Source organism: Psychrobium sp. MM17-31 (assembly GCF_022347785.1).
Classification (GTDB): domain Bacteria; phylum Pseudomonadota; class Gammaproteobacteria; order Enterobacterales; family Psychrobiaceae; genus Psychrobium.
Map to the genome: position 1 here is coordinate 542,553 of NZ_JAKRGA010000001.1, position 16,700 is coordinate 559,252.

Annotated in this window: 13 protein-coding genes; 8 read left to right on the forward strand and 5 right to left on the reverse strand. The window is 42.5% G+C overall.

Going from position 1 to position 16,700, the window contains the following annotated elements; all coding sequences use genetic code 11:
• Positions 1-46: 46 nt before the first annotated feature.
• Positions 47-1,789, forward strand: a complete 1,743-nt coding sequence (aceK, locus tag MHM98_RS02415; protein WP_239437628.1) for a bifunctional isocitrate dehydrogenase kinase/phosphatase — start codon at positions 47-49, stop codon at positions 1,787-1,789.
• A gap of 58 nt (positions 1,790-1,847) precedes the next feature.
• The gene (locus tag MHM98_RS02420; RefSeq protein ID WP_239437629.1) at positions 1,848-2,360 is read left to right on the forward strand and encodes a peptidylprolyl isomerase; all 513 of its coding nucleotides are present in this window, start codon (positions 1,848-1,850) and stop codon (positions 2,358-2,360) included.
• 125 nt (positions 2,361-2,485) lie between these two features.
• Here MHM98_RS02420 and MHM98_RS02425 read toward each other — a convergent pair whose 3' ends face one another.
• A complete protein-coding gene (locus tag MHM98_RS02425; protein ID WP_239437630.1) occupies positions 2,486-6,526 on the reverse strand; it encodes a rhombosortase-dependent M36 family metallopeptidase in 4,041 nt (1,346 codons plus the stop codon).
• A 188-nt stretch (positions 6,527-6,714) separates the two neighbouring features.
• Between MHM98_RS02425 and MHM98_RS02430 the strand changes: the two genes are divergently transcribed.
• Positions 6,715-7,191 (forward strand): hypothetical protein, encoded by a 477-nt coding sequence (locus MHM98_RS02430; protein ID WP_239437631.1) that lies wholly within the window; start codon positions 6,715-6,717, stop codon positions 7,189-7,191.
• A gap of 26 nt (positions 7,192-7,217) precedes the next feature.
• Here MHM98_RS02430 and MHM98_RS02435 read toward each other — a convergent pair whose 3' ends face one another.
• From MHM98_RS02435 to MHM98_RS02450, 4 genes are all read right to left on the reverse strand, one after another.
• The gene (locus tag MHM98_RS02435; RefSeq protein WP_239437632.1) at positions 7,218-7,781 is read right to left on the reverse strand and encodes a DUF4136 domain-containing protein; all 564 of its coding nucleotides are present in this window, start codon (positions 7,779-7,781) and stop codon (positions 7,218-7,220) included.
• 70 nt (positions 7,782-7,851) lie between these two features.
• Entirely contained in the window at positions 7,852-8,178 is a 327-nt protein-coding gene (locus MHM98_RS02440; protein ID WP_239437633.1) for a hypothetical protein, read from the reverse strand.
• Between the two features lie 47 nt (positions 8,179-8,225).
• The gene (locus MHM98_RS02445) at positions 8,226-8,612 is read right to left on the reverse strand and encodes a GFA family protein (protein ID WP_239437634.1); all 387 of its coding nucleotides are present in this window, start codon (positions 8,610-8,612) and stop codon (positions 8,226-8,228) included.
• 32 nt (positions 8,613-8,644) lie between these two features.
• Complete coding sequence (locus MHM98_RS02450) at positions 8,645-8,953, reverse strand: hypothetical protein (RefSeq protein ID WP_239437635.1); 309 nt, start codon at positions 8,951-8,953, stop codon at positions 8,645-8,647.
• 198 nt (positions 8,954-9,151) lie between these two features.
• On the opposite strand from MHM98_RS02450, the gene MHM98_RS02455 reads away from it, so the two are divergent.
• The 5 genes from MHM98_RS02455 to MHM98_RS02475 all read left to right on the forward strand — a co-directional run bounded on the left by MHM98_RS02455 (position 9,152) and on the right by MHM98_RS02475 (position 16,649).
• Positions 9,152-12,214 (forward strand): amidohydrolase family protein, encoded by a 3,063-nt coding sequence (locus tag MHM98_RS02455; RefSeq protein WP_239437637.1) that lies wholly within the window; start codon positions 9,152-9,154, stop codon positions 12,212-12,214.
• Between the two features lie 2 nt (positions 12,215-12,216).
• Positions 12,217-13,524 carry an amidohydrolase family protein gene (locus MHM98_RS02460; RefSeq protein WP_239437638.1) on the forward strand — a complete coding sequence of 436 codons (1,308 nt, stop codon included), beginning with the start codon at positions 12,217-12,219 and terminating at the stop codon, positions 13,522-13,524.
• Positions 13,525-13,850: 326 nt separating this feature from the next.
• Positions 13,851-14,057 (forward strand): cold-shock protein, encoded by a 207-nt coding sequence (locus MHM98_RS02465; RefSeq protein ID WP_239437639.1) that lies wholly within the window; start codon positions 13,851-13,853, stop codon positions 14,055-14,057.
• Between the two features lie 99 nt (positions 14,058-14,156).
• Positions 14,157-14,858, forward strand: a complete 702-nt coding sequence (gene tsaA / locus MHM98_RS02470) for a tRNA (N6-threonylcarbamoyladenosine(37)-N6)-methyltransferase TrmO (protein ID WP_239437640.1) — start codon at positions 14,157-14,159, stop codon at positions 14,856-14,858.
• A 72-nt stretch (positions 14,859-14,930) separates the two neighbouring features.
• Positions 14,931-16,649, forward strand: coding sequence for a proline--tRNA ligase (locus tag MHM98_RS02475; protein WP_239437641.1), 1,719 nt, complete (start codon positions 14,931-14,933; stop codon positions 16,647-16,649).
• The last annotated feature ends 51 nt before the right edge of the window (positions 16,650-16,700 follow it).

The window sequence follows — 16,700 nt, forward strand, 5'->3', positions numbered from 1 at the left end:
AGTTACATTAAATTTAAACGCACGTTTGCATTTGGAAGTACGATTCTTGTCTAGACTGACTCACGCGATTAAACAACCGCCGTTAACGCCATCCTCGTTAGCTGTGAATATTCTAAAAGGCTTTGAAAAAAGCTATCGGCAATTTTGTGCAATTACTCAAGACTCTAAAGCCCGCTTTGAAAATCGCGATTGGGCGGGCGTGCAATTAGCCACTAAAGAGCGCCTGCAAAGCTACGAGCGCATGATAAACATGCTTTCATCTAAACTCTACAGCCAGCTAGAAACGCCGCAAATATCGACAGAGTTATGGCAACAAACCAAAGATTATTACAGCAGGTTACTCATTGGCCATCCGCAGGCTAAACAAGCGGAAACATTTTTTAATTCAACGTTTTCAAGGTTGTTTCGTCGTCAAGGTATTAGCCCACAACACATCTATATCCAATCCCAATCTGACACACAGATTAGTTATCAGAACGAAGATTTATGCCAAGATTTTACCATCGGCGGGATTGTTTCAACCACAATAGAAAGACTTCTAAACTTCTATAAGTTTAACAATGCATGGCGGGATTTCGGCGGCGATGTTACCGCCATTAGAATGCAACTCACGCCGCTGATCAAAAAGCACTGTTTTCGTCATATTGAATTAATAAAGCACGTCTTTTATCGCAACAAAGGCGCTTACCTGATTGGACGCTTGAAAGGTAAGAAACATCAACTACCTATTGTTTTTGCAATCTTAAACGATGACAACGGGCAGCTTTACGTTGATGCAGTGCTCACTCAACGGGATGATTTAAGCATCTTGTTTGGCTTTGCCCGCGCTTACTTTATGGTTGATGGCAGAGCCACCAGCCAAATCATTGCTTATTTACAAGAGTTAATGCCAAGCAAGCCAAACTATGAATTGTGGTCGGCGCTTGGCTTAGTGAAGCACAGTAAAACAGAGTTTTATCGCCAACACCTTGAGCAATTAGCCCACAGTGACGACTATTTTGAAGTTGCAGAGGGAATAAAAGGCATGGTGATGACGGTGTTTACCTTACCGTCCAGTGATATCGTTTTTAAAATTATTAAAGATGAGTTTGCGCCTCCTAAACAAGTTACTCACGCCATCGTTAAAGAAAAATATCAACTCGTGAAAGAGCACGACCGCGTTGGCCGTATGGCTGATACACAAGAGTTTTCTAACTTTCATTTTCCTCGCCACCGCATGTCGCAAGCATTAATCGAAGAGCTTCAAAAAGTCGCGCCATCACAATTAGTGTTTAGTGATGATGAAGTCATCATCAAACACCTTTACACCGAGCGACGAATGATTCCCCTCAACATATTTTTGCGCAGCGCCAACCCAACGCAAGTTGACAATGCGATTGATGAATATGGCAATGCCATAAAACAGCTGGCTGCAGCCAACATATTTCCTGGCGATATGTTGTTTAAAAACTTTGGCGTAACCCGCCATGGCCGCGTTATTTTTTACGATTACGATGAAATTTGGTATATGCAGCAATGTAAATTTAGAGAATTGCCGCAACCGCAAACTTATGAACAAATGATTGCCAGTGAACCTTGGTATAGCGTGGGCAAATATGATGTATTTCCCGAGGAGTTTGCGCACTTTATGCTGGGACAGCCGCGGGTCAAACGCAGCTTTATGAAATTGCATCCCGAATTGCTCAGCGCGCAATATTGGCGCCAATTGCAAGACAATTTCAAGCGCGGGATTTATCCCGATGTCTATCCCTATCGCAAACACAAACAATTATCATACAAACCTCTTTAAAGCACATGCGCAAGGGAGTAGACTAGCCGTTTATTTATCATGAACGAGCAAATTTACTATGCATATCGAAAAAGACATTGTCGTAAGTCTTCACTACCGCCTAACTGACGATCAACATCAAGAGATCGAAAACTCATTCGGCGACGTGCCAATGTCATACCTTCACGGCCACAATACAATGATCCCAGGTTTAGAAGCTGCTGTTGAAGGCAAGCAAGCTGGTGACCGTTTAGACGTGACCATTACTCCTGAAAATGGTTACGGCGAATACATCGACGCTCGCAAACAAGACGTACCAGCATCTGCGTTTGAAGGCTTAGATCCTCAACCTGGTATGCAATTTACAGCCGATACTGATCAAGGCCCAATGCCAGTAACAGTTGTTGAAGTAACAGACGAATTTGTGACTGTTGATGGCAACCACCCATTTGCAGGTCAAACACTGCACTTTGAAATTGAAATCGTTGAGCTGCGTGATGCAACACCAACTGAAATCGAACACGGTCATCTTCACGGTCAAGGCGGCTGTGGCCATGACCACGATGAAGGCGAGAGCTGCTGCAATCACTAGCCTACAGCAAGCCATAAAAATGCCGCTGTTTAAGCGGCATTTTTGTAGGTATAACAGTTCATATTTTTCTCAATTAGGCTACCAATTTTACAATTGATAACCTTTTATTGAGTTGCGACAACAAACTATTTGATTAAGTTACGACGACGTAACCAAATTAATGGTGCTAATAGTAATGCACTAAAACCTAGCGAACCACTGCTACTATTTTTCTTAGTTTCAGGTAGCTCAGGAGCTTTATCTGCAACTTCAGTAACCATTACAGTTACTTGCTTAGCAACTGTAACTGTGCCGTCAGATACAGCAACTTCAAACACTAATTCAGTATCCGCTGATACTTGCGGGGCAGTATAAACAGCAGTAGCACTGTTAACATTATTCAGTGCAGCATCAGGGCCTGAAATTTGAGTCCAAGTATAAGTTAACTCATTCTCATCAACATCAGAAGCAGTTACGGTCAACTCGCCTGTATTGAAAGCACCACCAGCACTAACACGTTCAGCAACACTTTCACCAGTTACTTCAGCAATCATCGGTGCTCGATTATTACACGCGTATATATCACCAGCAATAACATCATGGAACACACCCGACTCAATGTTATTAAATCGAATATTATCAATGTACCAACCATCTTCGTTGGCAAATGCATCAGAGCCTAGGCGGAAACGGAATCGAACTTTGTTGCCATTAAGCGCACTACCGAAATTAACCGATTCATTACCGAAAGCAAAACCTGTAAACGTTTCTCTTTCTGATAAAACTTGGTCTTCATTCTCCTCTAATGCTCCAGTATAACCAGTAGCAAAAGTACCGCCCATTTTGGTAACATCAGCCCAGTCACCGCCATTAACGCTAACTTCAACTACGCCGCCATCCCAATCTTCTTCAAGATCAAAGTAATGCCACCAGCTAACAGAGAAGTCGCCATTGTATCCAACTTCAAATTCTTTAGTTTCAAAAGAGACATCTGACTTAAAACCATTATTCGTCATACCTAACATTTGGGTGCCAGTGTCCAATCCAAATGAGTCAAAAATTGCTGCTGAGGCTTGATCTAAAAATGCAGTACCTTTTGCATCATCACCACCAACTTGAACATTTTCAGTCCAGTTAGCAAAACCAGCGACGCTCTCTACATCATCGAAGTCACTGTTCGCTTTTGGCGTTCTTAACTCAAAATCATAGTTAACAGTAGCAGTAATTGTTTCTTCAACTGCCTCTACGATATCATCACCTTCTACTAACTCTGGGAAAGTGACTTTAAATCGCAGTTGGTCCGCAATTGCAGCGCCAGCTAGTGTTATTTCAATAGGTGAAGAAGTTGCGGTAGAGTACGGGGCAAGCGTATCAAATATATACTCACCATCATTAGCGAAAGTAACGTCTTGTTCAGTTTCCATCACAAGCTTCACTTTTACATTGTTAAGAACTTTATTACCTGAATTAGCTATTTTAACAGTAACAGTACCTGTTTCACCGTTATCTAAAACGCTGTCATTAGAGCAGTATCCTAAATTACCTTTACGGTAGTCTGTTTCAATTTTAGTGTCTACTAATGAATATGTTGCTAAATCGGTTTTAAATGACTCTACAACACCAGAATGAGTATCGTCGAATCTCTCTGGAGATACAGCACCTAAACCCAAGCCACGTTTAGCGAATGCACCTAACATAACTTTATAATCTTCAACATCTCTCGCATATGCAACAGATAAGATAGCATCACGAGCTTCTGTATAAGTTGGTGCAATAGGAGTCATCTTATAACCCGCAACAAGATAGTCCATCATCAAGCTTTGAGCTTCTTTGAAGGTGTAACGTTCATCGTTAATTAATGCAACATAAACTTCCCATAAAGTTAATGCCCAAATTTCACCTGAAGCATGTACCTGCGCATTATTTGAACCGACACGTACACCTTCAGGTAAATCAACACCTTGTTCGATATGTTTGAAAGTTAATGGGTTGATATCCATTTGCGTTGAGTAAGGCGCACGACGAATACCAAAGTAGAAGTTATCTGTATAACCTGAGCCTGTGTAGGCTGCTTGGAATAATTCATTACCTTCGATCTTCGCATCATCTTCACGAACCATTAGTAATAAAGCATGGAAATCCCCCCAGCCTTCACCCATAGCACGGCCTTGGTTGTTCACTAAACCAGAAGAGTTACCTACTAAACGGTTAGAGATGTAATGCCCCCATTCATGAGCAACAGTACCATTGTCAAATGTTCCGTCACGATAAGGCGTGTCATTAAACATCGAAATTTTCGAATTACCAGCTTCAATTGCATCGTAAATAGCTTGGCCGTCTGTAGAGGAAAGTCCCATATTAGGAATTTTTACTGTATCGTCATCGCCGCCCATAGGAGCAGGTGTTTTACCATCAGGATCACGAGATGGAGTATTTGCGACTAAAGCACCGATAGCACCCGCGTCTTGAGCAAATTTAACTTTAACAGTGAAGTTACAACCACCACGATCGATAATTGCAATCTTGCCAGCTAAATCAGCAGCGTTGGTAGGAGCCTGACAGCCATCATAAACACTTCCACCGTCGGCATCATCACCATCAATCATTCGCACAACATCACCAACAACAGGCGCAGAAAAACGACGTGCACCAAAATTAGAAACTTGTGTAGATTCTAATAATGTGTCTGAATCACCAACAATAGAGACACCGTAATCTTCGCCAATTTCTGAAATGAAGTCATCATACAAATACATTTGCATACGAGGTGATGCACCATCAGCAGGAGTTGCCATATTAGCGTTATTAAAGCCTGAATTATCTTGTGCTTCGGCTTGAATCGGATCACCTTCTACACCACCACGCCCATAGTTAACTTTCTGAGCATTACCAGCTTTCTCGTCAAAACCATGATCATAAAATTGATCATGTAAATAGTTATTAACGTAGAATAAATTAGTAATAGCTGCTTTACGATTATCTACCGAATAATGCTTTTGGTCAGGTTTTAGCGGATAATCAAACGTGGCATCACTAGTTGTTTCAGCATAGTAATCACCGTTACTAAAACCCGATGGTGCTACAGCATCAACATAGGCTACAACATTATTACCGGATGTTGTCGTAGCATCATCAGCAAGCCATGGATCATTGGTGCTAATAGGACCAGCAACTAAAGATACAAGTTTTGCTTCAGTGATCTCTGTCGGATGATCTTTATTTTCTGATTTAGCCACAGGCCAAGGTGACACATCACCAAATGGGCCATCATGTGGAATATTCCCTAACGTAGTATCAGCATACACTCGATAGTTAAACGCCTTCTCTGAATTTACCAAATTCTTTTTATACAATACTCGTCCACTATCTGCTGCGATAACATACGCGTAATAATCCGAAGAAAGCTCATCCGCTTTTCCTGCCTCAATTTCAACATAATGAGCAGCAATTAGCTTACCGTCTAGCTCATACATTACACGTTTGGCACGTGGTTGATTTAATACTTGATAAGCTTCACCTTTGGCATCAACAGAGAAACGTTGATATTTCTTATCTAGTGTATCATCAGCTTTAATCTTAAAGTGCTGCTCTTCGCCGCCCATCGCTCTAAATGCACTTTTAAGCGCTTGCTCCGCGGTTCCAAAGTTAACAGCAGCGTTTGTTGAGTCGATAGAGCGTCTTTCCGCTAAGAAGCCAGATGCAGCAACCAATTCACGTTCAGCTGTCATCATAATGTTAAATTCACGATTGAAAACTTCAACGCCATAGACTTCTTGTTTGTATTTAGCAACTAAACTACCGCTTTTCTGACGTTGTAGATTACTTAATACTGCCTTATTTTTGAAAGAGCGTTCAGTCGAAACACCAGTTAAGTTGCCTAAATAAAACTCAGCCGCAACTCTATCTCTACTCTCTGGTTCAACTCCCTCAAACGAAGGCATAGCTTGGCTTTTAGATGCCCAAATAAACGTAGGACGATTCAAAGAATCATCGAATTGACTTCTCATTCCACTCACGGTGATTTGTCTATCTAAATCAGCTTTTTTAAGGCCTTGATACAAACCAAATTGTGCGCTCTGAGGTTTTAATGATGCATCGAAAAAGTTAGTGTTCTCTCCAGCATTTGCCATGCTTGCAAGAGAAGAGCACACAACTAACGAAATCATTGAAGGTTTAAAAAATTTCATCCAATATATCCTTATGAAATTGTTATTATTATTTTGATTTTTATTACTTTTACGAATCTTAAGTCTAACAATCTGAAAAATTCGAATAGCACTTATAATCCTTTAGACCTATAATTACAACAAAAACAATCAATTCTAATTACATTTATTTAACACCGATCACCAATTAATTACTTTGAGGTTATAGTTTGAAATTATCTTCAATTGCAGCTTTTACATCTATTGCATTACTTACTGCGTGCGATTCTACGAATAACAAAGAATCTACGAATAAGACTTCTCCAACATCTATTCAACCCCTAGAGAAGGAAATCAAGAACATTAACCCGTTTGAATTAAAAAAAACGAGATTATTAACGATTAATAATCAAAAATTTGAATTTAATGGAAAAAAACTCACGACAAGTAGCAAGATAAGAAGCATTAGAACATCACAAATAGGTAGTATTTCAGGGAGCTTTATTATTCTATCCAAAGAACGACCAACACCTGCTGTCTTAGGCTTACCAATTAATGATGATGCCAGTCTTGTTTCACCCAATACTTGGCGTTTTACCGCAAATCGTGGCACTGACTTTTTAGCCTTATACAAACAGCTTAAGAGCAAGTATAAAAAAGTAGAAATGTCTATAAAATATGGTGGAATTGATAGAGAAGAACAGTGATTTATTCTTCTCTAGAGATCATTAATTTATTGTGGTGGAAAGTTCTCAAGAATTTCCGCCACTGCAAGATTAACTTTTTTACTGCGTTTTTCTGGCGTCGATTTAGCACTTAATCGAGTTTCGAAAGAGCCGCGCCATACTAGTTCTTTATTCGGCGTAACAAAATCAACAATCAAAGAGCCTTCTTTGTATTCTCGCTGCAGGCTATTGAGATTCATATGTACGCCCCAACGTGAGCCGTAATATCCGCGGCCAAAGCTCCAATAATATGGATGAGTATTTGCAACGTCGCGTTCACGTTTCTTGCTAATAGCGGTGTGAAAATTAACTAATACAGATGCTTCGTTTGGCGCCACTTTACGCAGGCCTTTAGCGGCTAATTGCTCTTCAATTGCACTGATAATGCGCTTGTTATTAATATCACTATTGAAATATTCTTTATCACTGCCAGCCGGCTTAGACTCTACTACCCAAGCATAGGTTTTAAGCTGGGAGAAGTTCACCGTCGTGTCATAATCATAGTTCGGTGTTGTTTTACATCCTGTGATTAACACTGCCAAACCAATCAGTGGGGCAATTGCTATTTTCATATAAGACTCCTTAAATTCGAATACAGACGAGTGTATCACCTACCGTATTAAACATCGTAATTAATTGTTATTAAACATCAGCCTTTCGCGGGCGAACGCTAAAGTAGATAATCACTCGCGCTAACGCATATCCCATCCCTAAAAATAACAATAAATCCTCAAAGCCAATTAACCACCCAAAGGCTACATAGGCATAAAAGACATATAACTCCCACGGAAAGGCGCTTAGATATTCTTCGCGATATAGCAACAGCTCAGTCCATGGAAAAATAAAGCCGCACAGCATCATTATAAACTTTGCATCGATGAACTCACCGACCATTATATAGCACAGTGCAAACGAACCAATGGCGACTAAGCGTTTCGATTGATAGCGAGAATTATCGTCATCAAACATCAATATAATCCCTTTGTTGTGAACCTAAAGTGAATAGCAAATGAATACTAATCATCTTCGATGATACAAGGTGTGTCTAACCAAGGTGCAGCTGATTGTCGGTGCAAGACTTTTATAGAAGAAGCAAGCCTTTGATTGTCTAGCAAGGGCAGCGCTATTGCGACTGATTCAAGCGAGTAGTTAGGCATGGTCCATTCGATGTTACTGCCACACTTTGCGCAAAACTTGCGTTTAACGCCGGCGCTGGAATCGTAACAAGTGAGTAATTCTTCGCCTTTGAGGTATATTATATCGCGACGCAAAAATCTCGCATAAGTAGCAAAGGCGGCGCCGTGTTGTTTCTGACACATAGTGCAATGACAATGAGAAACTTTTAGCGCGTCGCCTTTAACCGAAAAAGCAATCTCGCCGCATAAACAACTTCCGTGATTCATGTCCTTTTACTCCCTAGTTAAGTTTTAAGGCATTAGCTCTTGAAATAAGTCGCCTTATCGATATCAACAACTTCAACGGTTACCACAGTATCTTCTAGCTCTGATTTTAACGCACTTCCAACTGCTTGCGATAACGCCAGCTTTTGCGCTACTGTCCTGCCCTGCCAAATTCGCGCTTGTACATGTACAAATTTAGCTGGGATTGAATTTTCATATGACGTCGCTCTAACTTGAATATCCGGTCCAGTAAATAATCCGGATTGACGCGCGGCATTGTCAATAAACGGCAGTAAATCACAAGCCTTAATATTGGCACTGTGTTCAACAATAAAATGAGGCATATTTCTATCTTATCAGGCATTAACGACAAGCAACTTTATCGCTGCATTTGGCTGCTGTCATCATTTTTAAAAATGTTACATTTACTTACACTTGAATAACAATCCTCGTCTGTTTTATATGACATCCCCTTCCCCATAATTTAAAGTATGCTCAGCAGTTTTTCTCACTGTTTAAAATAACAACGATAAGAGATAATTATGATAAAAAAAGCACTCAGCAGTGCCGTTATCGCGGGTCTCGTCAGCCAAAGTGCAATGGCTGATCAAACATCCCCGGTGTTAGGCATGCATCACAAAACGCCTGATTTAATGGCGTTTACCAACGCCACTATTTATACATCCCCGAATGTCAAACTAACTAACGCGACCTTGGTCATCGAAAATGGTCATGTTAAATCAGTATCAAAAAACGCTAAGTTGCCAAAAGGCGCGAGTGTTATCGATGCTAAAGGCATGACGATTTACCCAGGATTTATCGACGTTTACTCAGAGTACGGCATCGACTACAGCTACCCTAAATCAAAAACACGTGGCCCGGTTTATCGCATTGACCGCATTGGTGGCAATGCAGCCAATGGCGCCATTCACGCCCAAATGAACTGGAGTGATTATTTCGCGCCAGATGAAAAAGCCGCTAGCAACTACATTAAAAATGGTTTTACAGCCGTACAAACGGCCAAACACGACGGTATTTTACGTGGTCGTGGCGTAACTGTTTCACTAGCTAATGGCATTGCGAATGATTTGGTCTACAACGCGCAATCACAACACTTTGCATCGTTTAATAAGGGCAGCTCGGCGCAAAATTATCCAAGTTCATTAATGGGAAGTATTGCCCTGTTGCGCCAAACATTTTCAGATGCCAATTGGTATCAAAAGGCGCAAGGTAAATCAGTGACCTTCGACGGTGATAACATCGAATACAATGCCGCGCTTAACGCCATTGCCAATATCGAAAAGCAAGGTGTTTTCTTCGCCACTCAAAACGAACAATCGCTGTTACGTGCCGCCGAACTCCTGAAAAAATTTGATATCAACGCCACTTTCCTTGGCAGTGGTTTTGAATACGCTCGCCTCGATGAAATTGGCAAACTAAACGCCAATCTTGTTATGCCAATGAGTTTTGCTGACAAGCCAACACTGGGCACAACGCAAGGATACGATATTTCACTGGCTGATTTACGCCATTGGGAGCGTAGCCCTGGTAACCTAGCAGCGCTTGAAGATACTAAACTGACGTTAGCCCTAACAAGTCACGGAACTAAAGGCAGTGAGTTTTTAACCAACCTTCGCACCGCCGTGAAACACGGTTTAAGTGAGAAGGCAGCATTAGCGGCACTCACCACTAACCCTGCGAAAATCGCTGGCATCGCCAATGAAGCAGGCCAATTAAAAGCCGGCTATAACGCTGACTTTATTATTGCTAAAGGCGATATTTTTAAAGACGGAAAAATTGTTTCTGTGTGGACTCAAGGCCAAGCACATCAACTTGTTGAGCCGAACCATCTTGCGATGAACGGCCAGTACACTGTAAATAGCAAATATAGCAACGAGCCATTAGCGCTGACGTTAGATATTGCAGGCAAAAAAGCGAAAGTTACTGTCAAGCAAGGCGACAAAACCTTAAAAGCGACTAACGTTGAGAAAACCAGCGACAGTGTGAGTTTTGTCGTTACAGAGAATGGCCAAGCTATTCGCTACCGCTTATGGCAAGGGGATAATGCGAAACAACTAGAAGGCCGTCAGATCGACGCCGAGCAGCAATCGCAACTTATCACTGCAGTCGCTAAAGCAGCTACAGATAAAGCAGCGAAAAAAGCAGATGGCGAAGCTATTGAATACGTGGGGCAGCTAACATGGCCAAATCGTGCATTCGGTCAAAGCACCCTGCCAAAATCGCAAAAACTGCATCTTAAAAACGCCACTGTATGGACCAGTGAAAAAGACGGTATCTTAGAGAATACCGACGTTATCGTTGCCAATGGCAAGTTCGTTAAAATTGGCAAAAACCTAAAAACGCCATCGGGATATGAGGCTATCGACGCCACAGGTAAACACATTACCGCAGGTATTATCGATGAGCATTCACATATCGCCATTTCGCGCGGTGTCAATGAAGGTACTGAAGCGATCACCGCAGAAGTACGTATCGGTGATGTAGTCAATCCAGATGACATTCAGATTTATCGCTCGCTTGCTGGTGGTACCACTACTGCACAACTTCTTCACGGCAGTGCCAACCCTATTGGCGGTCAAGCGCAAATCATCCAACTAAAATGGGGTGAGTCGGCGCAAAACATGAAGATGAAAAACGTACCAGGTTCGATTAAATTCGCCCTTGGTGAAAACGTGAAACAAAGCAACTGGGGCTCAGACTATCGCAGTCGTTACCCGCAAACACGTATGGGTGTTGAAGCGGTAATGAAAGATGCTTTCGTGCGCACAAACGAGTACAAAGCAGCACAGCGTGCTTACGATAAGTTAAGCCGCAGCGAAAAGCGCAAAACAGCGCCTATCCGCACCGACTACCGTTTAGAAACCATTGACGAGATCTTACAATCTCAGCGTCACGTGCACATTCACTCGTACGTTCAATCTGAAATCTTAATGTTCTTACGCTTAGCGGAAAAATTTGATTTCACGGTAACAACCTTCACCCATATTTTAGAAGGCTACAAACTAGCCGACGAAATGGCCAAACACGGCGCGGGTGGTTCAACCTTTGCTGACTGGTGGGGTTATAAGTTTGAGGTTTATGATGCCATCCCACAAAACGCCTGTTTAATGAATCAACGTGGCGTATTGACCAGTATCAACTCTGACAGTCCAGATCTACAACGTCGTCTGAACCAAGAGGCAGCTAAGTCAATTACTTACTGTGACATGTCACAAGAAGATGCATGGAACATGGTGACATTAAATCCAGCTAAGCAGCTAAAAATCGACAACCGCGTTGGTTCTATTAAAGCAGGTAAACAAGCTGACTTCGTGATCTGGGATCACAATCCACTGTCAGTTTACGCTCGTGCAGAGCAAACGTGGATCGACGGTCGTAAATACTTTGACCTAACCACTGATATGGCAGCGCGTAAGGCACAGCGCATTGAGAAATCGCAATTAATCAACAAGCTCATTGCCGATAAATCAGCTAAAACCAGCTCAACAGCACTCAGTGCAACCGAAAAAATGATTCAACCTGTTTGGCATTGTGACGATCAGCATGACACATGGCAACAACACATCGACCATGGAGTACACTAGTGATGACAGCTCGAATTTCTAAATTACAACAGTGGATGCTAGGCGCTGCCTGCGCGCTAACCATGGGCGGCGCAGCTGCCCACGATATGGTGCCGGGCAAACCACAAAGTGCGCCAATTTTAATTAAAGGTGCCACACTACACACCGTTAGCAATGGTGTATTAAACAACAGCGATATTCTGCTTAAAGACGGAAAAATTGCTGCCATTGGCCAGCAGCTAGCACAGCCTGCAAACGCGCAAGTTATTGATGGCAACGGCAAACACGTCTACCCGGGATTAATTTCTACTGTGAGCCAACTTGGTCTACGTGAAATTGAAGCGGTACGCGCAACAGTCGATATTACAGAAGTCGGTGAAGACAACCCACATCTGCTTGCAGAAGTTGCCTATAATCCTGATTCTGAAATCATTCCAACGATTCGCGCTAACGGTATTACCCACGTGCAAGTGACGCCAAGCGGCTATATGCTGGGCGGCCAATCATCGGTGATCAACCTCGATGCATGGAATGTTGACGATGGCGTTGTGAAATCAGCAGTAGGTGTTCACCTATTTTGGCCGTCTAAGCCAGGCTATTGGGTGTCGAAAGAGCGTATGCCAAAGGCACTTAAATCCTATCACAAGCGTTTAGATCGTTTGCAAGATTACTTCGCTCAATCAAAGCGCTACGCCACTGCCTACAAAGCCGATAAATCAATCGAGCAAGATATCCGTTGGCATGCAATGTTAGGGTTGTGGAACAAAGAGAAAATCTTATTTGTTCACGCCGATGCCATCAATGAAATCGAGCAAGCGTTGCGTTTCGAGCGCAGCCACGATCTCAACATGGTAATCGTTGGCGGCCGCGATGCATGGCTAGCTAAAGAGCAAATCGCAGCGCAAAAAGTGCCAGTGATTTATACGCATGCCTTTGGTATTCCAGCACGTGGTGATGAAGACATCGACCAAGCCTTTAAAACACCAAGCGAGTTAAAAGAAGCTGGAGTGACTGTTGTTATCGGTTACGAAAGCGCATGGGACAGCCGTTCACTTGCATTTGCAGCAGGCATGGCCGCTAAATACGGTCTAGGTAAAGAAGCAGCGCTAGAAGCCATTACGCTAACGCCTGCTAAATTACTTGGTGTCGATAACAAACTTGGCTCACTAGAGGTTGGTAAATCAGCGTCTATCATCATTACCAATGGTGATGTGATGGACTATCAAACCCATCGCGTTGGCCAGATGTTTATCGATGGGCGCAAGGTTGATCTTAACAACCGTCACCGTCAACTTTACGACAAATACCAACAAAAAGTTGCAAAAAAGTAAAAGCTATTACTATTAAGTAATTAGCCCACAAAGCCACTTTATTATTTTTAAACAAATATTTAGTGGCTTTTTTAATGCCTAACTCTCGAATGTTAAGCCTAGGTTAAAAAAAGACTATTTTTTAGGCCGATAATAATTGACTCACCTACTTTCGTCGATATAATAATTTTCAGCTTGTTAGTAAATCTGATATTTATGCTCAACCTCGATGTTCTACCTCTGGCTTAGATCTCGCCTTGTTTCTCATAAGTAATAGCAACGCTTACAACGCTTAACCGATAGAAATAATCGGTACAAAATACTAATGAAATTTATAGGATATAACTATGTCTAAAACGACTGGCACCGTAAAATGGTTCAACGAATCTAAAGGCTTCGGCTTCATTTCTCAAGAATCAGGTCCAGATGTGTTCGCACATTTTAGCGCAATCAACGCCGAGGGTTTTAAAACTCTTGCTGAAGGCCAAACTGTAGAGTTCACTGTAACTCAAGGTCAAAAAGGTCCTCAAGCTGAGAACATCACTGTAGTTTAATTACTGCATCTTGATGAATTTAAAAAAGGGTAAGCATGCTTACCCTTTTTTGTTGCCTCAATCAAAGCTACACTAACTACTTTTTCAAGCGCTACTATTATGCTCGGATCCACAACCATAGAACCAATTGGCATCTTATCTTCACCTTTTAAACAAAAGTTTTCTATTCCGCGTCAGCCTAATTTGGCTCCAGCAGCCAAGGGGACTATCACTTTGTGTGACGGTTATAATTCACCGGAAATGGTACGCGACTTAGAAACATTTTCTCACTTGTGGCTACTTTTTGGTTTTCACGAAAACGCGAGTAAGGGTTGGCAGCCACTAGTGAGACCGCCGCGGTTAGGCGGCAATAAAAAGACTGGCGTACTTGCGACTCGCTCCACGTTTCGTCCCAACGGACTTGGTATGTCAGTTGTAAAACTAGAGCGCGTTATCACAGATAACAATAACGTATGCATTGCAATTAGCGGCATGGACTTACTTGACGGTACGCCAATATTCGATATTAAGCCCTATATTAGCTATAGCGACGCAATTGAAGCAGATTGTGGCTTCGCGCCTGATGCTCCCAACTTAAAAGCCGTAGCCTTTTCATCTGCGGCATCTGATTTTATCAATAACAACACACTACCTGACGAATTTGAGAGTCTGGTGATACAAATTCTGGCGCAAGATCCTCGTCCCGCGTATAAACAGCAAAAAGACGACGATAAAACCTATAGTGTGCATCTTTACGACTACGATATTCACTGGCGGGTTATCGGTGACAAAATCAATGTCATAAATATTGAAGCTATCTAGTTACACTGCCCTTTTCACCTGTTACAATCCGCCTTTAATTTTTTGTTTAATCACTTTTTAAAGGCGTTCACAATGCGTACGACTAGCTACTTATTAGCCACTCAAAAAGAAACTCCAAACGATGCTGAAATCGTCAGCCACCAATTAATGATCCGCGCCGGCATGGTTCGCCGCCTTGCTTCAGGATTGTACACGTGGCTACCCTCGGGTTTGCGAGTGATGAAGAAAGTGGAAACTATCGTTCGCGAAGAAATGGAACGCGCTGGTAGCGTTGAAGTATTAATGTCAATGGTTCAACCTGCTGACTTATGGGCGGAAACCGGCCGTATCGAACAATTTGGTCCAGAGCTACTTCGCTTAAAAGACCGTCACGAGCGTGACTTTGTATTAGGCCCAACTCACGAAGAAGTCATTACGGATATGGTTCGCAACCAGCTTAAAAGCTACAAGCAATTGCCAATGAATCTGTTCCAAATTCAAACTAAATTCCGTGACGAGGTTCGTCCACGCTTTGGTGTAATGCGCTCACGTGAATTCTTAATGAAAGATGCCTATTCTTTCCATCTTTCAGACGAGTGTATGGAAAAAACCTATAACGTAATGTTTGATGCCTACTGCCGCATCTTCGACCGTTTAGGCTTAAAATACCGCCCTGTATTAGCAGACAGCGGCAGCATCGGCGGCGCGTTATCTCACGAATTCCATGTATTAGCGGATTCTGGCGAAGATGCCATCGTATTCTCTGACGGCTCAGACTACGCTGCGAACATAGAAAAAGCCGAAGCATTAGCGCCAGAAGGTGAGCGTGCAGCGCCATCTCAAGAGCTTGCAAAAGTAGATACGCCAAATGCTCGTTCTATCGAAGATGTTGCCAAACTATTAGATATCGACGCGACAACTACAGTGAAAACACTGCTCGTGAAAGGCGACAGCGAAGAAGCGCCAGTGATTGCATTAGTACTACGTGGCGATCACGAACTAAACGATGTTAAAGCTGAGAAAGTTGACGGTGTTGCAGCGCCATTTGAATTTGCCACTGACGAGCAAGTGAAAGAAGCCGCTAAAGCAAGCCCAGGTTCTATTGGCCCTATTGGCTTAAACATTCCAGTATTTGTTGATCGTTCAGCTGCTCACTTAAGTGACTTTGTCTGTGGTGCCAACGAAAATGGCGTTCACTTTACTGGCGCTAACTGGGTTCGCGATGTTGCCTTAGAAGATGCGCAAATCGTTGATATCCGCAACGTTGAAGTTGGCGATCCTAGCCCATGTGGTCAAGGTAAACTAGACATCGCTCGTGGTATCGAAGTAGGTCATATCTTCCAACTTGGCGACAAATACGCGCAAGCCATGGGCGCTGGTGTGTTAAACGAGCAAGGTAAACAGCAGATCCTTAACATGGGTTGTTACGGCGTTGGTGTTTCACGTATTGTGGCTGCAGCAATCGAGCAAAACCACGACAAACACGGCATTATCTGGCCACAAGAAATTGCTCCATTTAAAGTGGTTATTGTGCCAATGAACATGCACAAATCAGAAACGATTAGCGATGCAGCGCACAAGCTATACAGCGATTTACAAGGCGCTGGTATCGAAGTGTTATTTGACGATCGTAAAGAGCGCGCTGGTGTTATGTTTGCCGATATGGAATTAGTGGGTATTCCACATACTATCGTTATCGGTCAAAAGAGCTTAGACAACGGCGTGTTTGAATATAAATCACGTCGCGATGGCGAAAAGCAAGAAGTAGCGATTGGCGAAATCGTTGATTTCTTAAAGCAGCAACTTGCTTAATTAAGTCATAAACGAACAAAAGGCAGCTACTGAGCTGCCTTTTTTATTTCC